18 protein-coding genes and 1 pseudogene are annotated in these 19,643 nt (G+C 63.0%); 9 read left to right on the top strand and 10 right to left on the bottom strand.

Annotation, left to right across the window (positions count from 1 at the left end; genetic code table 11):
• Nucleotides 1–2 precede the first annotated feature (2 nt).
• Together ccsB and QMK17_RS02035 are read left to right on the top strand one after the other, a co-directional pair.
• Nucleotides 3–971 carry a c-type cytochrome biogenesis protein CcsB gene (gene ccsB, locus QMK17_RS02030; RefSeq protein WP_283506718.1) on the top strand — a complete coding sequence of 323 codons (969 nt, stop codon included), beginning with the start codon at nucleotides 3–5 and terminating at the stop codon, nucleotides 969–971.
• Between the two features lie 482 nt (nucleotides 972–1,453).
• Complete coding sequence (locus QMK17_RS02035) at nucleotides 1,454–2,545, top strand: MinD/ParA family ATP-binding protein (protein WP_283507020.1); 1,092 nt, start codon at nucleotides 1,454–1,456, stop codon at nucleotides 2,543–2,545.
• A gap of 52 nt (nucleotides 2,546–2,597) precedes the next feature.
• Here the strand turns inward: QMK17_RS02035 and QMK17_RS02040 are convergent, their stop codons facing one another.
• Nucleotides 2,598–2,798 (bottom strand): hypothetical protein, encoded by a 201-nt coding sequence (locus QMK17_RS02040; RefSeq protein ID WP_283506719.1) that lies wholly within the window; start codon nucleotides 2,796–2,798, stop codon nucleotides 2,598–2,600.
• A 95-nt stretch (nucleotides 2,799–2,893) separates the two neighbouring features.
• The gene (locus QMK17_RS02045) at nucleotides 2,894–3,106 is read right to left on the bottom strand and encodes a BldC family transcriptional regulator (RefSeq protein ID WP_283506720.1); all 213 of its coding nucleotides are present in this window, start codon (nucleotides 3,104–3,106) and stop codon (nucleotides 2,894–2,896) included.
• Nucleotides 3,107–3,413: 307 nt separating this feature from the next.
• On the opposite strand from QMK17_RS02045, the gene QMK17_RS02050 reads away from it, so the two are divergent.
• Complete coding sequence (locus QMK17_RS02050; RefSeq protein ID WP_442972674.1) at nucleotides 3,414–3,734, top strand: DUF4229 domain-containing protein; 321 nt, start codon at nucleotides 3,414–3,416, stop codon at nucleotides 3,732–3,734.
• On the top strand, nucleotides 3,734–4,822 hold the full coding sequence (locus tag QMK17_RS02055; RefSeq protein WP_283506722.1) for a PLP-dependent cysteine synthase family protein: 1,089 nt from the start codon (nucleotides 3,734–3,736) through the stop codon (nucleotides 4,820–4,822). Before QMK17_RS02050 ends, QMK17_RS02055 begins: the two co-directional genes overlap by 1 nt.
• Here the strand turns inward: QMK17_RS02055 and QMK17_RS02060 are convergent.
• The 3 genes from QMK17_RS02060 to QMK17_RS02070 form a co-directional block, all read right to left on the bottom strand.
• Nucleotides 4,819–5,136 (bottom strand): hypothetical protein, encoded by a 318-nt coding sequence (locus QMK17_RS02060; protein WP_283506723.1) that lies wholly within the window; start codon nucleotides 5,134–5,136, stop codon nucleotides 4,819–4,821. The two genes, QMK17_RS02055 and QMK17_RS02060, sit on opposite strands and share 4 nt — an antisense overlap.
• 105 nt (nucleotides 5,137–5,241) lie before the next feature.
• A complete protein-coding gene (locus QMK17_RS02065; RefSeq protein WP_283506725.1) occupies nucleotides 5,242–7,194 on the bottom strand; it encodes an HNH endonuclease signature motif containing protein in 1,953 nt (650 codons plus the stop codon).
• Between the two features lie 122 nt (nucleotides 7,195–7,316).
• Nucleotides 7,317–8,060, bottom strand: coding sequence for a MerR family transcriptional regulator (locus tag QMK17_RS02070; protein WP_283506727.1), 744 nt, complete (start codon nucleotides 8,058–8,060; stop codon nucleotides 7,317–7,319).
• A 54-nt stretch (nucleotides 8,061–8,114) separates the two neighbouring features.
• Between QMK17_RS02070 and QMK17_RS02075 the strand changes: the two genes are divergently transcribed.
• The gene (locus QMK17_RS02075) at nucleotides 8,115–8,393 is read left to right on the top strand and encodes a hypothetical protein (protein WP_283506729.1); all 279 of its coding nucleotides are present in this window, start codon (nucleotides 8,115–8,117) and stop codon (nucleotides 8,391–8,393) included.
• Nucleotides 8,394–8,410: 17 nt separating this feature from the next.
• On the opposite strand, the gene pepN is transcribed toward QMK17_RS02075, so the two are convergent.
• Complete coding sequence (gene pepN, locus QMK17_RS02080) at nucleotides 8,411–10,867, bottom strand: aminopeptidase N (RefSeq protein WP_283506731.1); 2,457 nt, start codon at nucleotides 10,865–10,867, stop codon at nucleotides 8,411–8,413.
• A gap of 83 nt (nucleotides 10,868–10,950) precedes the next feature.
• On the opposite strand from pepN, the gene QMK17_RS02085 reads away from it, so the two are divergent.
• From QMK17_RS02085 to QMK17_RS02095, 3 genes are read left to right on the top strand one after another with little or no spacing between them, the layout of a single operon-like run.
• A complete protein-coding gene (locus QMK17_RS02085; protein WP_283506733.1) occupies nucleotides 10,951–11,166 on the top strand; it encodes a helix-turn-helix domain-containing protein in 216 nt (71 codons plus the stop codon).
• A gap of 3 nt (nucleotides 11,167–11,169) precedes the next feature.
• Nucleotides 11,170–11,709 carry a Clp protease N-terminal domain-containing protein gene (locus tag QMK17_RS02090; RefSeq protein ID WP_283506735.1) on the top strand — a complete coding sequence of 180 codons (540 nt, stop codon included), beginning with the start codon at nucleotides 11,170–11,172 and terminating at the stop codon, nucleotides 11,707–11,709.
• A gap of 25 nt (nucleotides 11,710–11,734) precedes the next feature.
• A complete protein-coding gene (locus QMK17_RS02095) occupies nucleotides 11,735–12,115 on the top strand; it encodes a phage holin family protein (RefSeq protein WP_283506737.1) in 381 nt (126 codons plus the stop codon).
• On the opposite strand, the gene QMK17_RS02100 is transcribed toward QMK17_RS02095, so the two are convergent.
• Nucleotides 12,112–12,981: a 1,4-dihydroxy-2-naphthoate polyprenyltransferase gene (locus QMK17_RS02100; RefSeq protein ID WP_283506739.1), complete on the bottom strand. Its 870-nt coding sequence runs from the start codon at nucleotides 12,979–12,981 to the stop codon at nucleotides 12,112–12,114. The two genes, QMK17_RS02095 and QMK17_RS02100, sit on opposite strands and share 4 nt — an antisense overlap.
• 72 nt (nucleotides 12,982–13,053) lie before the next feature.
• Nucleotides 13,054–14,340, bottom strand: coding sequence for a hypothetical protein (locus QMK17_RS02105; RefSeq protein ID WP_283506741.1), 1,287 nt, complete (start codon nucleotides 14,338–14,340; stop codon nucleotides 13,054–13,056).
• Nucleotides 14,341–14,503: 163 nt separating this feature from the next.
• Here QMK17_RS02105 and QMK17_RS02110 point away from each other — a divergent pair, with 163 nt between their 5' ends.
• Nucleotides 14,504–17,752 carry a BTAD domain-containing putative transcriptional regulator gene (locus QMK17_RS02110; protein ID WP_283506743.1) on the top strand — a complete coding sequence of 1,083 codons (3,249 nt, stop codon included), beginning with the start codon at nucleotides 14,504–14,506 and terminating at the stop codon, nucleotides 17,750–17,752.
• A gap of 4 nt (nucleotides 17,753–17,756) precedes the next feature.
• On the opposite strand, the gene QMK17_RS02115 is transcribed toward QMK17_RS02110, so the two are convergent.
• Both QMK17_RS02115 and QMK17_RS02120 read right to left on the bottom strand, forming a co-directional pair.
• Nucleotides 17,757–18,581: an ABC transporter permease gene (locus tag QMK17_RS02115; RefSeq protein WP_283506745.1), complete on the bottom strand. Its 825-nt coding sequence runs from the start codon at nucleotides 18,579–18,581 to the stop codon at nucleotides 17,757–17,759.
• Nucleotides 18,578–19,471, bottom strand: a pseudogene (locus tag QMK17_RS02120) (ATP-binding cassette domain-containing protein); the annotation flags it as partial. The pseudogene QMK17_RS02120 and the gene QMK17_RS02115, both read right to left, overlap by 4 nt.
• Nucleotides 19,472–19,643: the final 172 nt, after the last annotated feature.

Here is a 19,643-nt window from a genome sequence, read left to right on the forward strand (position 1 = left end):
CGATGCCGATCAACGAGACGATCTCGCAGTACAGCGACTGGTCTTTCGAATCCGCGTTCACGATCTACGTGCTTGCGTTCATCATGCTCATCGCGCAGTACGCCTCGGTCAAGGCCACGGCTGTGCAGGCGAAAGAACTGGTGGGCAGTGGGGCACCCGTAGCGGCGGCCGGTGTTCCCGGACGGGTGGTGCAGGCGCCGAAGCGGCCTCTGTCCGAGCGTCTCGCTGGCATGGGGTACGCGCTGCTCGTCTTGGCGCTGATACTTCACGTATCGGCTGTCGTGCTCCGAGGGTTCGCCACACACCGCTTCCCGCTGGGAAACATGTACGAGTTCGTCACCATGGCCACGGCAGCAGCGGCACTGACGTCGATCGTGCTGCTCCGCAAGAAAACGATGCGTCCGATGATCGTCTTCGTGCTCGCGCCGATCCTCGTGCTGATGTTCCTCGCCGCAACCAAGCTCTATGCCGATGCGGCACCCGTTGTGCCTGCGCTTCGGTCCTACTGGCTGCCGATCCACGTCACCATCGTCAGCGTCGGCAGTGGCATCTTGCTCGTCTCGGGCGTCGCCAGCCTGCTGTTCCTACTGCGCATCAGGCAGCCCGCGGGTGAGGAGAGCGGCAGCTTCTGGGGCAAGTTCGCCTCGCGGCTTCCCGACGCTCAGTCTCTCGATCGTCTCGCCTACAAAACGACGATCATCGCGTTCCCGCTGTTCGGTGCCGGTGTCATCCTCGGCGCCATCTGGGCCGAAGCAGCATGGGGACGTTTCTGGGGTTGGGATCCCAAGGAGACGATGTCATTCATCACCTGGATCATCTACGCGGCGTACCTCCACGCCCGTGCGACGTCGGGTTGGCGGAACACCCGCGCAGCCTGGATCAACGTCGGCGGCTTCACCGCAATGCTCTTCAACCTCTTCATCATCAACATGGTGGTCTCGGGTCTGCACTCGTATGCAGGTCTGACCTAACTGGTAACGTCCGCCCCGAAAGCGGACGTGCGTGCTGGGGAGCGCGCACCGATGGGGGTAGTCCAAAATCGGTGGGGGGATCGGTTGTGGCCGATTGGCAGATGAGTGCGTGGCAACCGGTCCGGCCGGCAGAGCCCGAGCCCGTAACTGACGAGCAGGCTTCGCCGTGGGAGCGTCGCAGTGCTCGCTCGAACACAGGCGGTGCAACAGAAGAGTCTACGAGGCAAAATGCTGCCGGCTCCGGAGCCGCTGACACATCGGCCGACCAGTCCGCAGGCAAGACCCGGCCGGTGGACATCATGTCGGCTCCGAAATCAGACCCGGTCCCGAATGCCGATTCGGCAGCGGAACCTAGGCCGACAGTGAAAGTCGATCCGGTTGTGGCAGCCGAGCCGGTCACGAAGGCAACACCGATCGCAGACGACAATCCACGCCCGAAGACCGACCAGCCCGCTCCGCCGTTCCGGTCGACTCCGGTGCCCATGCCCGCCGACTACTCACCGAGCCAACCCGCAGGCCCCGCGCCTGCATCCCTGCTGCCACCCGTCGCCGCCGCGTCCGCACTGGACCTGACCAACGCCTTGCTGGTGAGGTCTGTCAGCCCGGCGCCCGCGTCGGGTTGGCGAAAATGGCTGCACAACGTCACCGGTGGACGAGTGAACCTGGGAAACAGTGCCCGCGACGAACGACTACTCCGATTGACGCAGCAGGTAGATCGCCACCTCGTCGGCTGCTACCGAATTGCAGTACTCAGCCTCAAAGGAGGCGTCGGGAAAACTACGATGACCGCGACTCTCGGTTCCACCTTCGCGGACATACGAGGTGACCGAATCATCGCCGTCGATGCCAACCCCGACCGGGGGACTCTCAGTCAGAAAGTGCCTTTGGAAACGCCGGCGACCGTGCGAAACATGTTGCGGGACATAGACACTCTGACGCGCTACAGCGATGTCCGTGGGTACACTTCGCAGAACGAATTCCGACTCGAAGTACTGGCTTCGGACACCGACCCCGCGGTGTCCGAGGCCTTCAGCGGGCAGGACTACGACAAAACCGTGGCGCTACTCGAGAAGTTCTACAGCATCGTCCTCACGGATTGCGGAACAGGATTGATGCACTCGGCGATGAGCAGCATTCTCGAGGGCTCGGACGCGCTCGTGGTCGTCAGTTCGAGCTCGGTCGACGGGGCGCGAAGCGCATCGGCGACCCTGGACTGGCTCGATGCTCACGGTCACCGTGATCTGGTGAGTTCCTCGGTGGCCGTTGTCAACGCCGTCCGTCCGCGTGCAGGAAAGGTCGACCTGGCCAAGGTGGTGGAGCACTTCGAGCAGCGATGCAGGCAGGTCGTACTGATTCCGTTCGATCCGCATCTGGAAGAAGGCGCCGAGATCGACCTCGGCAGACTGAAACGGCGGACGCGGACGGCACTGCTCGAGTTGGCGGCGGCGATGGCATCGGGATTCCCGAGCAACAGGCCGGACGATGTGCAACACGCCCAGGTCCTATGTGCTCAAGACCGACATGCCTCGGTCCCACGAGATCAAAGCCCCGGAGTTGGGCAGTCTCAACAGTAGAGATGAAAATGCAGCCCGCTTCGAGTGAAACGGGCTGCATGTCTTCGCGAGTCTATTCGGGTGAGTCCTGCTTGCCTGAGTCCTTGCCGTCGTTGCCCGAGCGGCGGGCATCACGATTCATTTTCCACAGGAATTCCGGATCGTCGTCCGGTCCGACCGTTCGTTTGGCCGGCGCCTGCGTCGTGGGCCCGAACGCCTTCCAGAACAGAACTATTACTGCCACCAAACCGATCAACGCCAAAAGATAGATCACGACGCACCTCCTCCTACGAGGGTAGCCGCGTGAGGATGCAGTGTGCACCCCACGCGGCTCGCAATTTCCTGAGAATTCGGCGCGCTGGTCAGGTTTTAGCGGTGAGACGCCTCGGTGGTGAGCGACGAAAGGAGCTGCATGACCTCGGTCTCGCGGAACCGGCGGTGTCCGCCCGGCGTGCGAAGGGATCCGAGTCGACCTGCGTGAGCCCAACGGGTCACCGTCTTCGGGTCGACATGGAAGAGCGCGGCTACCTGCCCCGGTGTGAGTAATGAATCCTGAGCTTTGTGCAGTGTTGGTGCGCTCATCTTGGTCGTGTCCTCCTGCGTGCGGTGTTCGGTGGGACATCAGGTCCCTCCCCGCGGCTCGCGCATTCCCGGTTGGGACGACGATCAGGGAGCTGGTGTTTGCCGAACAGTGGATGAAGCAAATTCGTGTTCGACACCCATGGTGGCACTCGACCCCCTAGGTACTCGACTGATCTAACGTTGGTAAAGGGGAGGTAATGGACAAATCGGATAAGTCAGGCTGTCCGAAAAGGGCGATTTCCAGCGAGCCGTGTCGGGCATGCTAGGTCGTGACCGAGCAGTTCGAGAGGGCGGTAACCTGGGGTTCGTGAACGAACGCAACAAACCGACCGTAGCCACCGCAACCAAGGGACAGCTGTTCCGCAACATGGCGCTCTACAGTGGTGCCCGGTTGTTGCTCGTCATCGTCATCGCTGCCGTCATCATCGGAGTGGGATTGATTGCCGGGATCAAGATTCCGGTACTCGTCGCCGCGGTGTTCGCGGTCCTGATCTCGCTGCCCCTGTCGCTGTTGCTGTTCAAATCCCTCCGGATTCGCCTCAACGAGTCGATCGCAGGTGTGGACGAAGGCCGCAGGCAGGCGCGCGCGGAGTTGCAGGCCAAATTGCGCGGCGAGGACGGCCGATAATGACACACGTCGTCGACCATTCCGCGTCACGCGAATGGGTGGACAACGCAGTGCGGCTCATCGACGCCGACGCCCAACGATCAGCCGACACTCATCTGCTTCGCTATCCGCTGCCCGCGGCCTGGAACGTCCACCTTTATCTCAAGGACGAGTCCACCCACATCACCGGAAGTCTCAAGCACCGTCTCGCCAGATCGCTGTTCCTTTATGCGATCTGCAACGGCTGGGTCACCGAAAACACAACTGTCGTGGAAGCTTCCTCGGGTTCCACAGCAGTCAGCGAAGCCTATTTCGCGCGGCTTCTCGGGCTACGTTTCGTCGCGGTCATGCCACGTAGCACGAGTCCGGCGAAGATCGCCCTGATCGAGTCGCATGGCGGCACATGCCAGTTCGTGGACGATCCCGCAGCGATGTATTCCGAAGCGCACCGTCTCGCGGCCGAGCCGGACACGCACTACATGGACCAGTTCACTCACGCCGAGCGCGCAACGGATTGGCGTGGTAACAACAACATCGCCGAGTCGATCTTCGACCAGCTCACGCATGAGGACTCGCCGATTCCCACTTGGGTCGTGGTGGGTGCAGGCACCGGCGGGACCAGTGCGACCATCGGCCGGTACATCCGATATCGAAGGCACGCAACACGATTGGCTGTCGTTGATCCCGAGAATTCGGCCTTCATCGGTGGATACGAAACCGGAAGCGTCGACTACTCGACGGGCAAACCTTCACGGATCGAAGGCATCGGCCGCCCGCGCGTCGAACCGTCGTTCGTCGGGCAGGTCATCGATCGAATGATCGCGGTGCCCGACGCCTCGTCGGTCGCCGCGGCCAGGCACGCATCCGCCGTGCTCGGACGCCGGGTCGGCGGATCGACCGGCACAAACGTCTGGGGTGCATTCGGTTTGATTGCCGAGATGATCGCGTCCGGCAGGAGTGGCAGCGTCGTCACACTGTTGTGCGACGGCGGCGAGCGCTACGCCGGAACCTACTTCGACGACGACTGGGTGGCCGCCCAAGGCATGGACTTGAGCGGACCGACGGAGACATTGGAGCGGTTCGCGAGAACCGGTGAGTTCCAGATTTAACTCCGAGTGAGGACGAGGGAGGCCGCGGCTGTTGCACCCGCGGCAACACTCACTGCCGGCCACGCGCCGATCTTCTTCGCCAATGGGTGCGAGGCACCGAAGCCAACGAGGTAGGTGCCCAGAAGTGCGCCTGCCACCTTCGGTCCCGCCGACGCATTCCACGAGGCGGTACAAGCGACGCCGACGGCAGCGAGCACCGCGCCGCCCAGCTGCCGGTTCTTGGTTGTCCGCGCGATGGCGAAGCCGCCGAGTAGACCCCCGGCTGCAAGCGCTGATGTAGCCAGTGGCGAGGTTGCGAATGTGCTCTGGTCCATGCAGATAACCCTAGCGTCCGCGTCGTAGCGGTGGGTCAGCCTCCTCTTGCCGATCTCCATGTCAGGCGGGAGGGTTTCGGCTCCGTTTCTGGCTCAATCCGCCGTTCAGAAGGGTGGGGGTTCGGCGTTCTTGCGAAGTTTCCGGATGGTGTTGTGTTCGCGGAATCGGCGGCGCAGTAATCGGATTCGGGTGCGGGCAGCATCGGTTTCCGCGGCGCGTTGATCGGCAGCGGTCGGCTCCGGTGTGTCGGTGGCCATGTGTTTCTCCCACCAGGTCGGTGCCTTGATATCGGGTTCCGGCACTTCGGTTTTTCGTCCGCGTGTGCGGCTGCGCGGCGGTGCGGGGCAGCCGAGCCGCGGCAGCGTGATGGACCGGATCCCGGTGCGGCTCGTCCACAGGATCGCACCACCGGCAAGGTAGGCGACAGTCCAGAGCTTCGAGGTTTTCAATTGATGATGACCCCCACACGCCGGATGCAGATTCGTCTCGATACTCCACCCACCCCGCGCCGGGTTGTCGTGATCGAAAGGAACGATGTGATCGAGTTGGCAGCGCGCCGCAGGGACCGCGCAGCCAGGATGAGTGCACGTGCGATAACGCATCCGCACGCGCGCGGCCACTTCGGCGCCGGGCTTGTAAGTCAACGCACCAGGCGGTGGTGCGGTGAGTCCGCCGTGCCCGTCGGGAAAGATCCCAGCCGCCAGTGCCGGGTCCTTCCCGATCGCCGCCAGGAGCACGGCGACCGCGTGGGCGCGGGCAGCCTCACTGGCCGTACCCTTCCCGCGGGCCGGAGGCCGATTCGGTGAACCGGCACTACGTTTCGGTCGGGGTGGGACTGTCGCTGCCGGTCGTATCCGGCCCCGAAAGATCAAACGCGGAACCCTGATCCCACCCCGCAACCCACCTCCGGCGGGTGTCTCGGTCGGCGTCGCGCACGCAGGCTTCGGTGCCGCATCGGGTCTCCGAACGCCACTCGTCTCGGCCTCACCCGTCTCGGTACCGGACTTCTCTGCCCCGCTGCCGTTTACGGTGCCGCCGTTGCCGGTGCTGCCGGAGTCACTGTTGCGGGCATCGAGAGCAACCACCAACTCCGTCAACAATGCTTGCCACCGAGCATCCTCGGCCAACACCCGCGCCACCTCGGCATCGAGCGCAGTCCCATCCGCCAACCGCGCCGGCGTCGAAGTCAACCCCAACAGTGTCTCCACATCGATCTGAATCTGCAGAAGATGCCCACGCCGACCATCCACCAGATCCGCCACCCCGAACTGCGGACACTGCTCACCCAGATCGCACGCGCACTCGAGCGCATGCTCACCATGAATCAACGCCAACAACCCATCCGCCCGCAACTGCACCGCCGGCCGCGGATCCCGCCCACACACCGTCCCGGCGATCTCCTCCACCAACGCCTGCGCCTCCGCGCCCTCGATATCGGTCAACGTCGCCTTCAGCACCGAAGACCCATCACCCTCGCAGCGCACCGACACCCCGCGGGCGCCCTTGACCGCCGCCCCCTTCGCCGCCCGAGCCTCCTCCTCGTCGTACTCGGCCCACAACGCCCACAGTTCCAACTTCAACGACCGCGGACCCCACACTTCCGCCGCCGCGACCGCCTCGAACTCGAGAGCTTTGATCGTCGCATCGCACGCCTTGCCCAGTACCTGCGCGATCACCTGCGTCCGCGCCCAATCCAAATTTCCGTACACGAACCGCACCGCCGTCAACGGCAACCGGTCCAACACCGATCCCGTCTCCACGAACGGCCGCGCCACCATCTGCGAGACATTGAGCCCCGCCGCGATCTCACACACCACCGACCGCATCACCGTCGCCGGATCCCCGCCCTCGTCCTCGGCGGCAGCAAGACGGATCTCGGTGACCTCACACACCGACTCCACCACCCTCGCCCGCGCAATGTTCTCCGCCACCCGGCACCGAGCGGTAAACCCGATCAACCCCGCCGCAACCGCGTCATCGACGGCCCGAGCGCAGGCGGCATCAACTCCCGCCGAACCATTCACGGCGTCCCCCGCCGAAACCCCCGTATCGAACATACGTTCGAGGATACTCGGCGGCACCGACAAGAACGCGCGCTGAATCCGGACTCGGGGACGTGCGCGGTTGCAGGGCCAACACCGAATGGCGCAGTTCTTGCTTGCAACAGGAGAAGCCGCGCTTAGATGTGCTTGGTAGCCATGCGCTCCATGAGTAGCTGGTCGAGGCGATCCCACGCGGGGCTGTCGATGCCGAGGTGCCCAGCGAGGATGTCGAGAGTCTCGGGAGGTGCACCTCCGAAACCGGGGAGATCAGAGGGCATCGTCATACGCTGCGCGAGCCGGGCGGCAGCTTCGGCCACGGCGCTCAGCCGAGGATCGTCGGGGGACCATTCTATGGCGTCGTCGTAGCTGCGGAGCATTGCGATGTAGTCCACATCGTCGAGCATCGGGGTACGCAACGTCAGAATAGTGCAGGTCAGATCCGGTGCAAGGGCGTAGCCCAAAATCCAGCCGTCCCTGATCGAGTCCTCGTGGCGCGCAGTCAGCCCGAGCGACCGCAGGCGGTCCATGAATGCAATTCCCTCGGGCGGCAAACATAGCTGATCCGGCTGATCGAGGTGACGGAGTCGAGTTCGTTGTTCGACGAGTTGCTCGATACGAGAACGCAACTCGGCGTCGATTCTCTCTATTTGAACGGCGGCCTCGGCCGTATCGGCCTGCAGCATGTCGGGGATACGGGCCAAGGGGACGCCGGCCCGAGCGAGGGTGACGATACGTGTCAGATCGACGATCGCCTGGGCGCCGTAGCGTCGATATCCCGAAGCATCGCGCTGAGGTTCAGGCAGCAGACCCTTGGCGTGATAGACCCGAACTGTCTTGATCGACACGCCGATGTGCCTCGCAAGTTGCCCGATTGTCAGCATGGTTCGAGTATGAGCCTTGACCATGCCCCAGGGGCAGGGTCGCATGCTTACAGCATGACCGAACCCGCTTTCGACGAAGATGTCCTTCGTGCACTTGCCGACGAGGGCAATGAGACGGCCCTGGACCGGCTCGCAGATCTGGCCGATGCTCGTGGCGACACGAGTGCTCTTTCCGACCTCCTCGACGAGGGCAGTGAGCGCGCCGGAAGATTGCTCACCCGCCGAGCCGTCGAACGTAGCGACCTGCTCGAACTTCAGCGGCTTTCGGACGCCGGAAGCGCTGACGCCGAATCCGAGTTGGAACGACTTCTCGGTAACTCGCCCGCGTCATGACCCCGGGGCCGCCACCCTCAACCCCGGAACGCCGCGCGGACCCTCAGTCCGCTCCCGAGGTGATCTGCCTGTTCGGTGACGAGCCTGCGCAACGCCGCCGGCGCCCATTCATGGTCGGCCAGCCACTTCTCGGCCGCTTCGGTCGAATCCTGTTGCGGGAACAGCCCGATGACCAGGCGTCGGGCGATCTCGATGCTGCGACTCGACCACAACCCCAGGATCTTCTCGAAGTACGAATCGTCGTACTCGGCCAGCAGGTCACGTCGCCCACCTGCCCGAAATCCGGAGACGGTGGCGTCGACCGCGTCGTTGGATAGATCGTCGGAGTCCATCACGTCGGCCCACGCGCGAGCTTTCGCATCAGCAGTCGGTTGCGCGGCGATCGCGGCGCGGTGCGAGTTACGTCCCGATGATGTTCTGTCGGTGATCAATTCGCCGTCGATCTGCTCGGTCGTCACGTCACCCGTTGCGCTGAGTGATCGGAGAAGCATCCAGCGCTGCTCAGGGGCGAGGTCCACTCCCTCGATCGGCAGCGCGCCGTCGAGCAGCCGAAGTATCTGCCCGGATCGTGCATCGGACCTCTGCGCTGCCGCGGCAACCGCACGCAGCCAGACAATTTGCGCGTCGCTTCCTGGATCGGCGGTCTCGAGGTGGCTCCAGCAGGTGGCGAGCCAGTGACCGGCGGCAGCCTCGGCATGGCCTACGTAGTTGTCGATCGCATACTGAGTGTTTGCGACGATGGAACTCAACACGGCGATCGTCGATTCCGATACTGCGAACTTCTCCGCAATGTCGAGGTAGATACTCGGCGCGAGATCCGCGTCGCGTGCGCAATTCCAGAGCGCCGACCAGATCAGACCGCGCGCAAGGGGATCGGCGACACGGTCGAGTGAGGATCTGATCGTGTCGAGTGAGGCCGAATTGAATCGGATCTTGGCGTAGGTGAGATCGTCGTCGTTGAGCAGAACGAGTGCAGCGGTGGGTAGTTCGATCGGTGTGCTTGTCTGCGAGATGTCGATCTCTCGACGTTCGGTCCGCACGATGGTGCCGTCGGAATCTTCGTTGTACAGACCGATTGCCAGGCGATGCGGGCGGGGATCGGTTTGCTCGATGGCAGTGCCGGTGAACGACAACGTCGATACTCCCGACGTCAGCAGCCATGCGGCCGCCCATTCGTCCAGGTTTCGTCCAGATGCCGCTGATGCGTGGGTGAGGAGATTTGCCAGTGTGGTGTTTCCGTAGGCGAATTCGGTGAAGTACGTCCGCGAAGCCTCGAAGAAGGCGTCTTCTCCCACGTATGCGGCCAGTTGTTTGAGAACGCTTGCACCCTTCGCATACGTGATGCCGTCGAAATTGAGCTTCGCGGCCTCCAGATCGGGAATGTCCGCGACGATCGGATGTGTGGTCGGAAGCTGATCCTGCAGATACGCCCAAGCTTTTCGGCGATTGGCGAAACTGACCCATGCGTCCGTGAACCGGGTGGCATGCGCCGATGTGAAGGCTCCCATGAAGTCGGCGAACGACTCCTTGAGCCACAGATCGTCCCACCACTCCATGGTGACCAGGTCGCCGAACCACATGTGCGCCATCTCGTGCAGGATCGTGTTGGCGCGCTGCTCGTACTGCGCTTGCGTTGCGGCCGAACGAAATACGTAGGATTCTGTGAACGTCACCAGTCCTGGATTCTCCATTGCGCCGAGGTTGTACTCGGGCACGAAGATCTGGTCGTATTTGCCGAAGGGGTACGGAAAGTCGAACGTGTCGTGATAGAAGTCGAGGCCTTGCTTGGTGATCTCGAAGATGTCCTCGGGATCGAAATGCTCCGCGAGTGAGGCGCGGCACAGAGCAGCCAGCGGGACAGTCAGATCTCCTCGGCTCCAGGAAGATTCGGCCCGGTGATACGGACCTGCGGCAATGGCGGTGATGTATGTCGAGATGGGGAGCGTCGGTTCGAACGTCACGGTGTCGGCGGACCTGCTGCCAGTCCGGTTGGATAGAACCTGCCAAGTTTCGGGGGCCGATACCTCGAAGATGAAGGGCGCCTTGATGTCGGGCTGCTCGAAATTGGCGAACACCCGTCGAGCATCGGCAGGTTCGTACTGCGTGTAGAGGTAGACGGCATCGTCTACCGGGTCCTTGAAGCGGTGCAGCCCTTCTCCCGATCGGCTGTAGCGTCCGCGCGCATCGACGACGACGGTGTTGTGTGCGCCGAGTCCGACCAGTTGAATGCGTGAACCGTCGTGATCGACCGGAACCGGCGTGCCGTCCAGTGTCACCGACATGACCTCAGGCCCGATGAAGTCGAGCCACGTCGCGTGGGTGGTGGCGTCGAACGTGATCGTGGTTCGAGTGCCGAAGGTGTCCGCGGAGAGGTCAGCAGCCTCGCGGAGGTCGAGTTCCACGTGATAGCCGACGCCGGTGATATGGCGTGATCGGCGTCGGGTCTCGGTCCGGGAGAGATTCGCGGTGTTCACGCTTCCAGGGTATGCCGCTCAGCTGTCCGCAGATGTGTCAATCAAGGTTGACAAACCGATAATGTCAACCTAAATTGACGGACATGACCGAAGCAACCACACTCGCCGCCGCAGCAGGGAGCCCCGATCCCAAGGAGGGTTTGCGCGCTGTCCTGGCGCTTCGACGTTTGCTCGAACGGTTGGAGGCGATTCAGGTTGCCAACGCGCGCAGGCAAGGCTGGTCGTGGCAAGCGATCGCCGATTCGCTCGAGGTGAGCAAGCAAGCGGTGCACAAGAAACACAACAGATCAGGAAGGTGAGAGATGTTCGAGAAGTTCACCAGCGGCGCACGCGAGGCCGTCGTCGCGGCCCAGGCGGAAGCGCGTCAAGTGCACGCCACCCGCATCGGGACCGTGCATCTCTTCCTAGGGGTCATCGGTGCGGCGGATCCCGAGTTGGCTTCACTGCTGACGGACGAGGGGTATACAGCCGAGTCCGTTCGCAGGCTGCTGTCGGAGAGCAGTGCGCTCGGAGGCCGGGACGCGGAGGCTCTCGAATCGATCGGAATCGACCTCGAGTCCGTTCGTGCCAGCCTGGAATCGACCTTCGGCGAAGGCGCGTTGGATGAGCCTGCACCACCCAAGAACGGTTGGCTGCATCGAAAGGCCGGGCACATCGCGTTCGCGGCCGCGTCGAAGAAGGCGCTCGAACACGCGTTGCGCGAGGCCATCGCGCGCAAAGAATCCGAGATCCGTTGCGAACACTTGCTGCTCGGTCTGATCAGGGGCGCCGACGACGATTTCACCGCGATCGTGACCGAGCCCGATCGTTTGCGTAAGAGGCTAGGGAAAGACGCGTCCTAGTGGCCCAACAACTAGTCTCTCTGGCATGACATTTTTTGCACGGCTCGTCATCAATGCAGTTGCGATCTGGCTGGCAGCACAGTGGGTCGATGGAATCGATGTCACCAGCTCCGGCCGCGGAACCGGCTGGGACCTGATAGTTCTCGCGGGAATCGCCGCGGTGTTCACCATCGTGAACGCGTTCATCAAACCGTTCGTGAAACTACTGTCGTTGCCTCTGCTGATCCTTACACTCGGACTGTTCACCCTCGTCATCAACGCACTGATGCTGATGTTGACCGCATGGATTTCCACGGCTACTCAGTACGGATTGCTGATCGACGGTTTCGCTGCAGCATTCTGGGGCGCGTTGATCATCTCGATCGTCAACTTTCTCCTTGGCGCTTTCGTACCCGAGAAGCGTTAAGCGAGAGCAAGCGCGATGCCGGTAGCCACGCCCCAGACCAGCATCGCCAAACCCGAGTCACGCAGAGCCGGTATGAGCGCGAGCCCTTGGGCTCCCGTGCGTACCGGCTTGTTCGCGCGGGCGGCGAGTGGAAGTGCAATCAGAGCAACGAGTGCCCACGGCGTCCTCGCGACGAGCGCGACGGTGACCGCGAACGGCACCACGACGAGCGCCAGATGCAACAGCCGGGTGCGAGTGTCGCCCAAACGCACGGCGAGAGTGTGCTTTCCGGAGTCCGGGTCGGTGTCTATATCTCGCAAATTGTTGGCAACCAGCACCGCACTGGAGAACGAACCGACGGCAATCGCCGATACCAGGCCGGCCCAGTCGACACGATCCGCCTGAACGAACTGAGTGCCCAGCACCGCCACTAGGCCGAAGAACACAAATACGGCGATCTCGCCGAGCCCGCTGTAGCCGTAGGGCTTCTTGCCGCCGGTATAAAACCACGCGCCGGCGATGCAGACGGCTCCAACAACGACTAGCCACCATGCAGTGGTCACAGCAAGTACGAGACCGGCGACGGCACCGACAACGAAGCACCCGATCGCAGCGGCTTTGACCGCCCGAGGAGTTGCGACGCGGGAGCCCACGAGCCTCATCGGACCGACCCGCTCGTCGTCCGTGCCGCGTATGCCGTCGGAATAATCGTTGGCGAAATTGACGCCGATGATCAACGCCAGCGATACGAGCAACGCCAGCAGAGCTTTCCACCAGACCGCGCCGCCGAGAGAAGCTGCAGCGCCGGTTCCCACCAGAACGGGCGCGATCGCATTCGGTAACGTGCGCGGGCGCGCGCCTTCGATCCATTGAGCTGCAGTGGCCATTTCCTGATCTTTGCGCATCGAGGACGGCTACGTCACGCCGAGGTCCTGTGTGTCCCGCCGAGGTCGTGCGGGTCAGGGAAAGGGCAGGCGTGGCAACTGTGGCAACTGGATCTGCGGAAGGACGATGCGGGGGAGTTGGAACGGGGCAGGTGCCGGCGCGGGCGGAGCCACGTTGCCGCCGGTGTTGTAACGCGGAATGTAGGCGTCGGGCGCCTGCGGATCCGGTGCAGGAACAACGGTCGTGAAAGCTATTGCGGTTGGATCGGCCGGTGGGGGCGTCGTCGGGCGCACCGCCGTGCTGCTGGGGGCGGTCATTATCGTTGTCTGCTCCACCTCGTCTCCGGATGCCGTGTCCGCAACGGTGCTCACCGGGATGCCGGCATCCGAGCGATCGGTACCCGCGTCCGGCAACAGCATCCACGTCAGAAATCCAAGAGCGAGGATGGACGGAAGCCCGAAGCGAAGAAGCGGAGTCAACAAGGTCTTTGCGTTTCGGCGCGCGGTCGACGGTGCCGGGGGCCGCATGCCGTCCACACGGGTCGCGTACAGCGCTGCACCCCTGGCCGAGATCAGTTCGGGGTCTGTGGGGACCACCACGGGGATCCGGAGATAGCGGCCCAGTACATCGCTCAGCAGTGGAATGCGGGCGCCGCCGCCGATGGCAACGACGACCTCCGGGGGAATCTCCGACATCTCGGCCAGATCGCGAAGTGCTATCGCCGAGCGCTCGGTGGGACGGATGATCTGAAGATCGAACATTCTGCGGTCCAGCAAACGGAATTGGCCGTCCGTTGTCTGGGTCGCCTCGTGCGTCGAGAGCGCTTCCTTTATCTCCCGACTGAAATCCAGAAGCTCGAGGGCCTCCTCGTCGGTGCGGGGAACTGCGAGGATGTCGAGTGTCATCAGGTTGTCACGTACCGAGCCGTCAATTCCGTTGCCGCTGAAATCGGAGGACCTGGTGGTGGCATAGACGGTGCCGCTGTCGATATCGGCGACAGTCATCTCGAGCCCGGTGGCGCCGAGGTCGTAGATCGCGACGGTGCGGTACCGAAAATCTGGATCCGAACGCAGCTGCTCGATGGTTCCGGTGATCTCGGAGATGACATGCACCTCGGACACGTATTCCTCGACCAGCGCAGACTTCAGTGCAGCAGCGTAGTCGGGGTCAGGAAATGCAACACCGAGCGAGTGTGGGGCGTCGGGGCGATCGACGATCGCACGGATAGCGTGAGCGACGTCCTCTGCATCGGGGACTTGGCCTGCCGAAGGAAACCACTCGGCCGTGAACGACCGCCCGTCGAGGGTCCGGACAGCGCGGATACCGCTCGTGCCCATAGACATGCCGACTGACGAAACCATCGCTGCTCATGGCCTCCCATCCCCTACGAAGATGCGCTGCTGAACCGGCAACTGCATCACCCCTTGGCGGACACTCTACCGTCTTGTGGTCTGTTTTCCGACCCGTAACCGACCGATCGGCGAATCTCGTGCCGAATGGGCAGGTCACCTACGATGATCAGCAGTGCAGCCGGACATCCGTGAACCAGAAGCGTCAGTCCCCGTCCTTCCTGTGGAAGTCGGCGTGCTCGGTGCTGTCGCGACCCGGATCGATGGTGTGATGACACCGCTACCAGGCAACCGATCTCGCGCATTGCTCGTCGCCCTCGGTGCGTCGCCGGGGCGCATCAGATCGGCGGCAGCCCTGATCGACGACGTCTGGCCGGACGAGGCACCTCGGTCGCCCAAGAACGCGCTTCAGACGCAGATCTCCAGGCTCAGGTCGGCGCTTGCACCTGGTCTGCTCGAGAGTGGGCCTGCGGGTTATCGCTTGGTTCTGACAGTCGACCAGTTCGATCTCACGTGTGCTCAATCGCGAGCGTCCGACGCACGGGCGAACGTCGCGGAAGGCCGATTCGACGAGGCATTGATTTCCGTGGCGTCCGCCAGATCGCTGTGGCGCGGTGAGCCGGCCGCGGATTTGCCTGCATCGGGACTCGCGGAGGAGTTGGGCAGGCGGGCAAAAGTAGTCGCACGCGCACTCGACGAAATCGAGATCGGTGCACTTCTGGCTCTGGGCGATCACGACCGCGCCCTGCCGCTGATTCGGGCCGCAGTGCACCACGATCCGCTCGATGAACAGGCAGCGGAACACTTGATGCGATGCTTGAACGCGCTCGGTCGCACCAACGATGCACTCGCCGCGTTCGCCCGCATTCGCGGATCCCTCGCCGACGCGCTCGGTACCGATCCGTCGGCCATGCTCGTCGAACTCAACGCAGAACTGCTCGAGGCGCCGCCCGCGAAAGTAGCGGTCGCCATCGGACTGCGGGCGGCCCCCAACGAACTCATTGGGCGCGAGGCGGACATCGCTGCGCTGGAAGCACTGATGGCGCGATCGCGTTCGACGACGATCCTGGGCCCGGGTGGCAGCGGAAAGACAAGAATCGCACACGAACTCGGCGCGCGAGCGCGTGAAAATACTCCCGTAGCCGTGGTCGAGTTGGCGTCACTTCGTCGGGGCCAGGATGTGGCCGCTGCGATCACGAGCACGCTCGGTCTCAGCGAAACGGAACTGAAGATCGGACGCCTCGGTATCGGGCGGGTCCACACCGCTCAGGAACGGCTGCGTGAGGCTTTGTCGGCGCGCCCGAGTCTTCTCATCCTCGACAACTGCGAACACGTCGTTGACGACGTTGCGCTCATCGTGGATGAATTGATTTCGGCGAGTGAGCACGTGACGATTCTTGCGACGTCGCGATCCCCTCTGGCGATCACCGCCGAAGTCACGTACCCGCTGCCACCCCTGTACATGGAAGGACCAGGGTCGCCTGCAGCGGAACTGTTCGTCGCGCGCGCGCGTGCAGTCCGCCCCGGCGTCATGTTCGATCCGGCCGAGGTGGATCGATTGTGCCGCACGCTCGACGGCCTCCCTCTCGCCATCGAACTTGCAGCCGCACGCGTGAGGACCCTGGCGGTGGCAGACATCAACTCTCGGCTCGAGCATCGTTTCGCGCTCCTGCGCAGTTCGGATCGGACCAGGCCTGAACGGCATCGAACCTTGCACGCCGTCATCGACTGGAGTTGGAACCTCCTCGAGCAGGATCAGCAGCTGGCACTCACTCGATTGTGCAGATTCCCAGCAGGATTCACTGCCCACGCCGCGGAACATGTAGCAGGCTTCGGCGGTGTCGACGACGTCCTCGACGCGATCGGCGGGCTCGTCGGTCAGTCCCTGCTCACTGTGGTCGACGAGGGTGATCACATTCGTTACCACATGCTAGAGACCGTTCGGGAGTTCGGCGAGGAACAGCTCGACGACGCCGACGATGCTGTCGTCACCGAGAGAATGTTGCAGTGGGGTTCGAGCCTGGCGCGGACCGTGACTGACGGCTATCGGCAATCTCGACAGATCGAGGTGATTCGCATCCTCGAAGAGGACCACGACAACCTGCTCGACGTGCTAAGGCATGCTCTTCACGCCCGCCGGTGGCCAGTGGCGTACGCGATATTTGCTGCGCTGTCCTACTTCTGGTCGATGCGTGGGGCGCACACCGAGGTTCTGAACTGGGCGCCTCGGTTCCTCCGTGCGCCGATAGAGGGCGCCGAAGCGGCCGAGATAATCGACGACGATGTCGTACTGACCAACCTCGTGATCCTCGCGCATGCGGCGCACGACGAGAACATTCGTGAAGCCGCGCGAATTCGCGTCCGCATTCGCCGTTGTCTGTCGGCGCGTCGACGCATCGAACCGGGCTTGCGTTTTGTCGCGGAAATTCTTGTGGGACGATCCGACGGTCGCGGATTGGCCAGGAAACTCGCACGAGGAATTCGTGACCGGGAGGCTTCGGTCCGCAACTTGGCTCTGATGTTTCGCGCCACCCTGCACGAGAACCTAGGGTGTCTGCACGAAGGGGCCCGCGACGCCGAGGCCGCGAAGTGTTTGGCTGAGCGACGTGGTGACCTGTGGATCGTCGCATCCTCGTCGCAAGCATTGGGCAGTATCCACGGCCAGTCGGGGCGCCACGAGGATGCGATCGCGAACTACACGATGGCGGCAGACCTGCTGTGGGATCTGCACGCGTACGACGAGAGTATCCAGATGCGCGGATACGCCAGTGGCGCACTGATCGCGGCAGGCCGAATCGACGAAGGCCGTGCGATGGCGGAGACGATGGAAATGTCTGCGGGCGGGCAATCGCCGATACCAGCGTCGTCCATCCCTATCGACGCGGACACCACGGACCAGCGGCTCGCATCTGTCACGGCCACCCTTGCCGAAGCTGATATCGCGGAGGGAAAGATCAAAGAAGGTTTGGCCCAGCATCGCCGAGCAGTCGACATCGCAGGATTCGCCGGCGACTCGCGTGGCGATCCATCGCTGACCATGCTCGCCAGTGCGTCGGTCTCAGCTCATGCGCTGCACGGTGGAACCGGCACAATTGTGGACGCGGCTGCTGTTCTCGAGTTCGTCGCGTCGACGCGTATGGGTCCGGGTGGATTTCGCGATCTACCCCAGCTCGGCGCGGTCGCCTGCGCAATCGGATCGTTCGACATCCAGTCCCGTCGTGACCCGGATCGCGGGATTCGACTCCTGGCGATATCCGTCAAAGCCAAGGCGCGCCAAGACTATCCGTCGATGCGTCCGGAGCGCCACCTGGATGCCGCACGGGCCGTCCTGGGGGACCGGGCGGTCGACGTTGCCATCAAGTCGGTAGCACACACTACAAGGGCCGGAGCGCTCGCCGAGATACTCGAGTTGCTCCGGCCCTGACCGATCAAGCTTTGCGCATGTAGGCCTTGACGGTGATTGGTGCGATGACAGCGACGATGATCGCCGCTCCGAGTAACGACCACAGCACGTCGACTCCGAAGCGTCCGTTGTTGGCGAGGTCGCGGACTGCGGTCACCAGGTGCGAGACGGGGTTGATGTTCACGAACGCCTGCAGCCAGCCTGGCATCGTGTCAACGGACACGAACGCATTCGACAGGAACGTCAATGGGAAAAGGACGAGCATCGAGATTCCCTGCACCGATGAAGCCTTGTTCATCAGAACGCCCATCAGAGCGAAGATCCAACTGATGGACCAGGCGCAGAAGATGACGAGTGCACCGGCGGCCAAGAAGCCGAGGACGCCCCCATCGGGGCGATATCCCATCGCGAATCCAGTGGCGAAGGTGATGAGAGTTGCAATGAAATACCGAACTACGTCGGCGGTCAGAGCACCGGCGAGTGGTGAAATACGAGCAATGGGAAGGGATCTGAAGCGGTCGAAGACGCCCTTGTCCATGTCCTCACGAAGCTGGGTTCCGGTGACGATTGACGTGGTGATCACCGTCTGCGCAAGAATTCCGGGGATGATGGTCGGAAGGTAGCTAGTCACGTCACCGCTGACGGCTCCGCCGAAGATGTAGCTGAACATCAACGTGAAAATGATCGGCTGGAACACGACGTCGAACAGCTGTTCCGGGTTGTGCTTGAACTTCAGGAGGCCGCGGTACGCCATCGTCATCGATTGAGTGACGGTCTGCTGGACTGAGATGTGCCGCTTGGGGGTGGGGGTTGTCCGATCGGTCGTCGGCATCGTGAGAGTGGTTGTCATGCTGCCTCGATCGAGTCGTGTCCGGTGATGGTCATGAAGACCTCGTCCAGACTTGGCTTGGAAACGGAGATTTCTTCGACGGCGATTCCGTTGTCACGTAGGTGGATCAGGATCTCCGGCGTCGCCGATGGGTCGGACATCGGGGCGCTCAGTCTTCCGGACTCGCCAGACGCGACGACCTCGACGCCGAGGTGGGCTGCAACGATCGACCTTGCCGAATCGAACTGGCTCGGATCCTTCAGCGTCAGTTGAAGCGATGATGTTCCAACCGAGGACTTCAGTTCGTCGGCAGTGCCGTCGGCTATCACTTTGCCGTGGTCGATGACGGCGATCCGATCGCACAGTTGGTCGGCCTCGTCGAGGTACTGCGTGGTGAGCAGCACCGTCGAACCTTGCGCGACGAGTCGGCGGATCGTGTCCCACATCTGCATGCGCGTCCGCGGATCGAGGCCAGTGGTCGGCTCGTCCAGGAACAGCAGCGGAGGCGACGAGATGAGGCTCGCGGCGAGATCGAGACGACGACGCATGCCTCCGGAGAAGTTCTTGAGCGGTTTCGTCGCCGCCTCGGCGAGACCGAACTCTTCGAGCAGCTCGGCCGATTTGCGACGACTGTCCTTCCGGCTCAGACCGAGGAGCCGCGAGAAGACGATCAGGTTTTCGGTTGCCGAGAGGTCTTCGTCGACCGACGCGTATTGCCCCGTCACTCCGACGAGAGAGCGCACTGCAGTGGATTCAGTCGCGACATCGTGCCCGAAGACGCGAGCGGAGCCGCCGTCGGGACGTAGGAGGGTGGCGAGCATGCGGACTGTGGTTGTCTTACCTGCTCCGTTGGGGCCGAGGACGCCGTAAACGGCGCCGGCGGGCACCGTCAGGGATATGCCGTCGACGGCGCGGTGGGTGCCGAACAGTTTGACGAGGTTTTCTGCCTCGATTGCTGGGGTCATGGCGATAACACTGAACCCGGCCGCTTGCATCGCGCTTGCACGAGCCTTGCGCCACGCCCGTGCGCGGAAAGTTACGTTTCACGGTCACTCAGCACTCACAGCTCCTGACCTGCACGTG

This window comes from Rhodococcus sp. G-MC3, assembly GCF_030063335.1.
Lineage (GTDB): Bacteria > Actinomycetota > Actinomycetes > Mycobacteriales > Mycobacteriaceae > Rhodococcoides.

Coding starts and splice junctions, on each gene's coding strand:
- ccsB (WP_283506718.1), top strand. CDS start 3: ATGCCGATCAACGAGACGATCTCGCAGTACAGCGACTGGTCTTTCGAA.
- QMK17_RS02035 (WP_283507020.1), top strand. CDS start 1,454: ATGCCCGCCGACTACTCACCGAGCCAACCCGCAGGCCCCGCGCCTGCA.
- QMK17_RS02045 (WP_283506720.1), bottom strand. CDS start 3,106: ATGAGCGCACCAACACTGCACAAAGCTCAGGATTCATTACTCACACCG.
- QMK17_RS02055 (WP_283506722.1), top strand. CDS start 3,734: ATGACACACGTCGTCGACCATTCCGCGTCACGCGAATGGGTGGACAAC.
- QMK17_RS02060 (WP_283506723.1), bottom strand. CDS start 5,136: ATGGACCAGAGCACATTCGCAACCTCGCCACTGGCTACATCAGCGCTT.
- QMK17_RS02065 (WP_283506725.1), bottom strand. CDS start 7,194: ATGTTCGATACGGGGGTTTCGGCGGGGGACGCCGTGAATGGTTCGGCG.
- QMK17_RS02070 (WP_283506727.1), bottom strand. CDS start 8,060: ATGCTGACAATCGGGCAACTTGCGAGGCACATCGGCGTGTCGATCAAG.
- QMK17_RS02075 (WP_283506729.1), top strand. CDS start 8,115: ATGACCGAACCCGCTTTCGACGAAGATGTCCTTCGTGCACTTGCCGAC.
- QMK17_RS02085 (WP_283506733.1), top strand. CDS start 10,951: ATGACCGAAGCAACCACACTCGCCGCCGCAGCAGGGAGCCCCGATCCC.
- QMK17_RS02090 (WP_283506735.1), top strand. CDS start 11,170: ATGTTCGAGAAGTTCACCAGCGGCGCACGCGAGGCCGTCGTCGCGGCC.
- QMK17_RS02095 (WP_283506737.1), top strand. CDS start 11,735: ATGACATTTTTTGCACGGCTCGTCATCAATGCAGTTGCGATCTGGCTG.
- QMK17_RS02100 (WP_283506739.1), bottom strand. CDS start 12,981: ATGGCCACTGCAGCTCAATGGATCGAAGGCGCGCGCCCGCGCACGTTA.
- QMK17_RS02105 (WP_283506741.1), bottom strand. CDS start 14,340: ATGGTTTCGTCAGTCGGCATGTCTATGGGCACGAGCGGTATCCGCGCT.
- QMK17_RS02115 (WP_283506745.1), bottom strand. CDS start 18,581: ATGACAACCACTCTCACGATGCCGACGACCGATCGGACAACCCCCACC.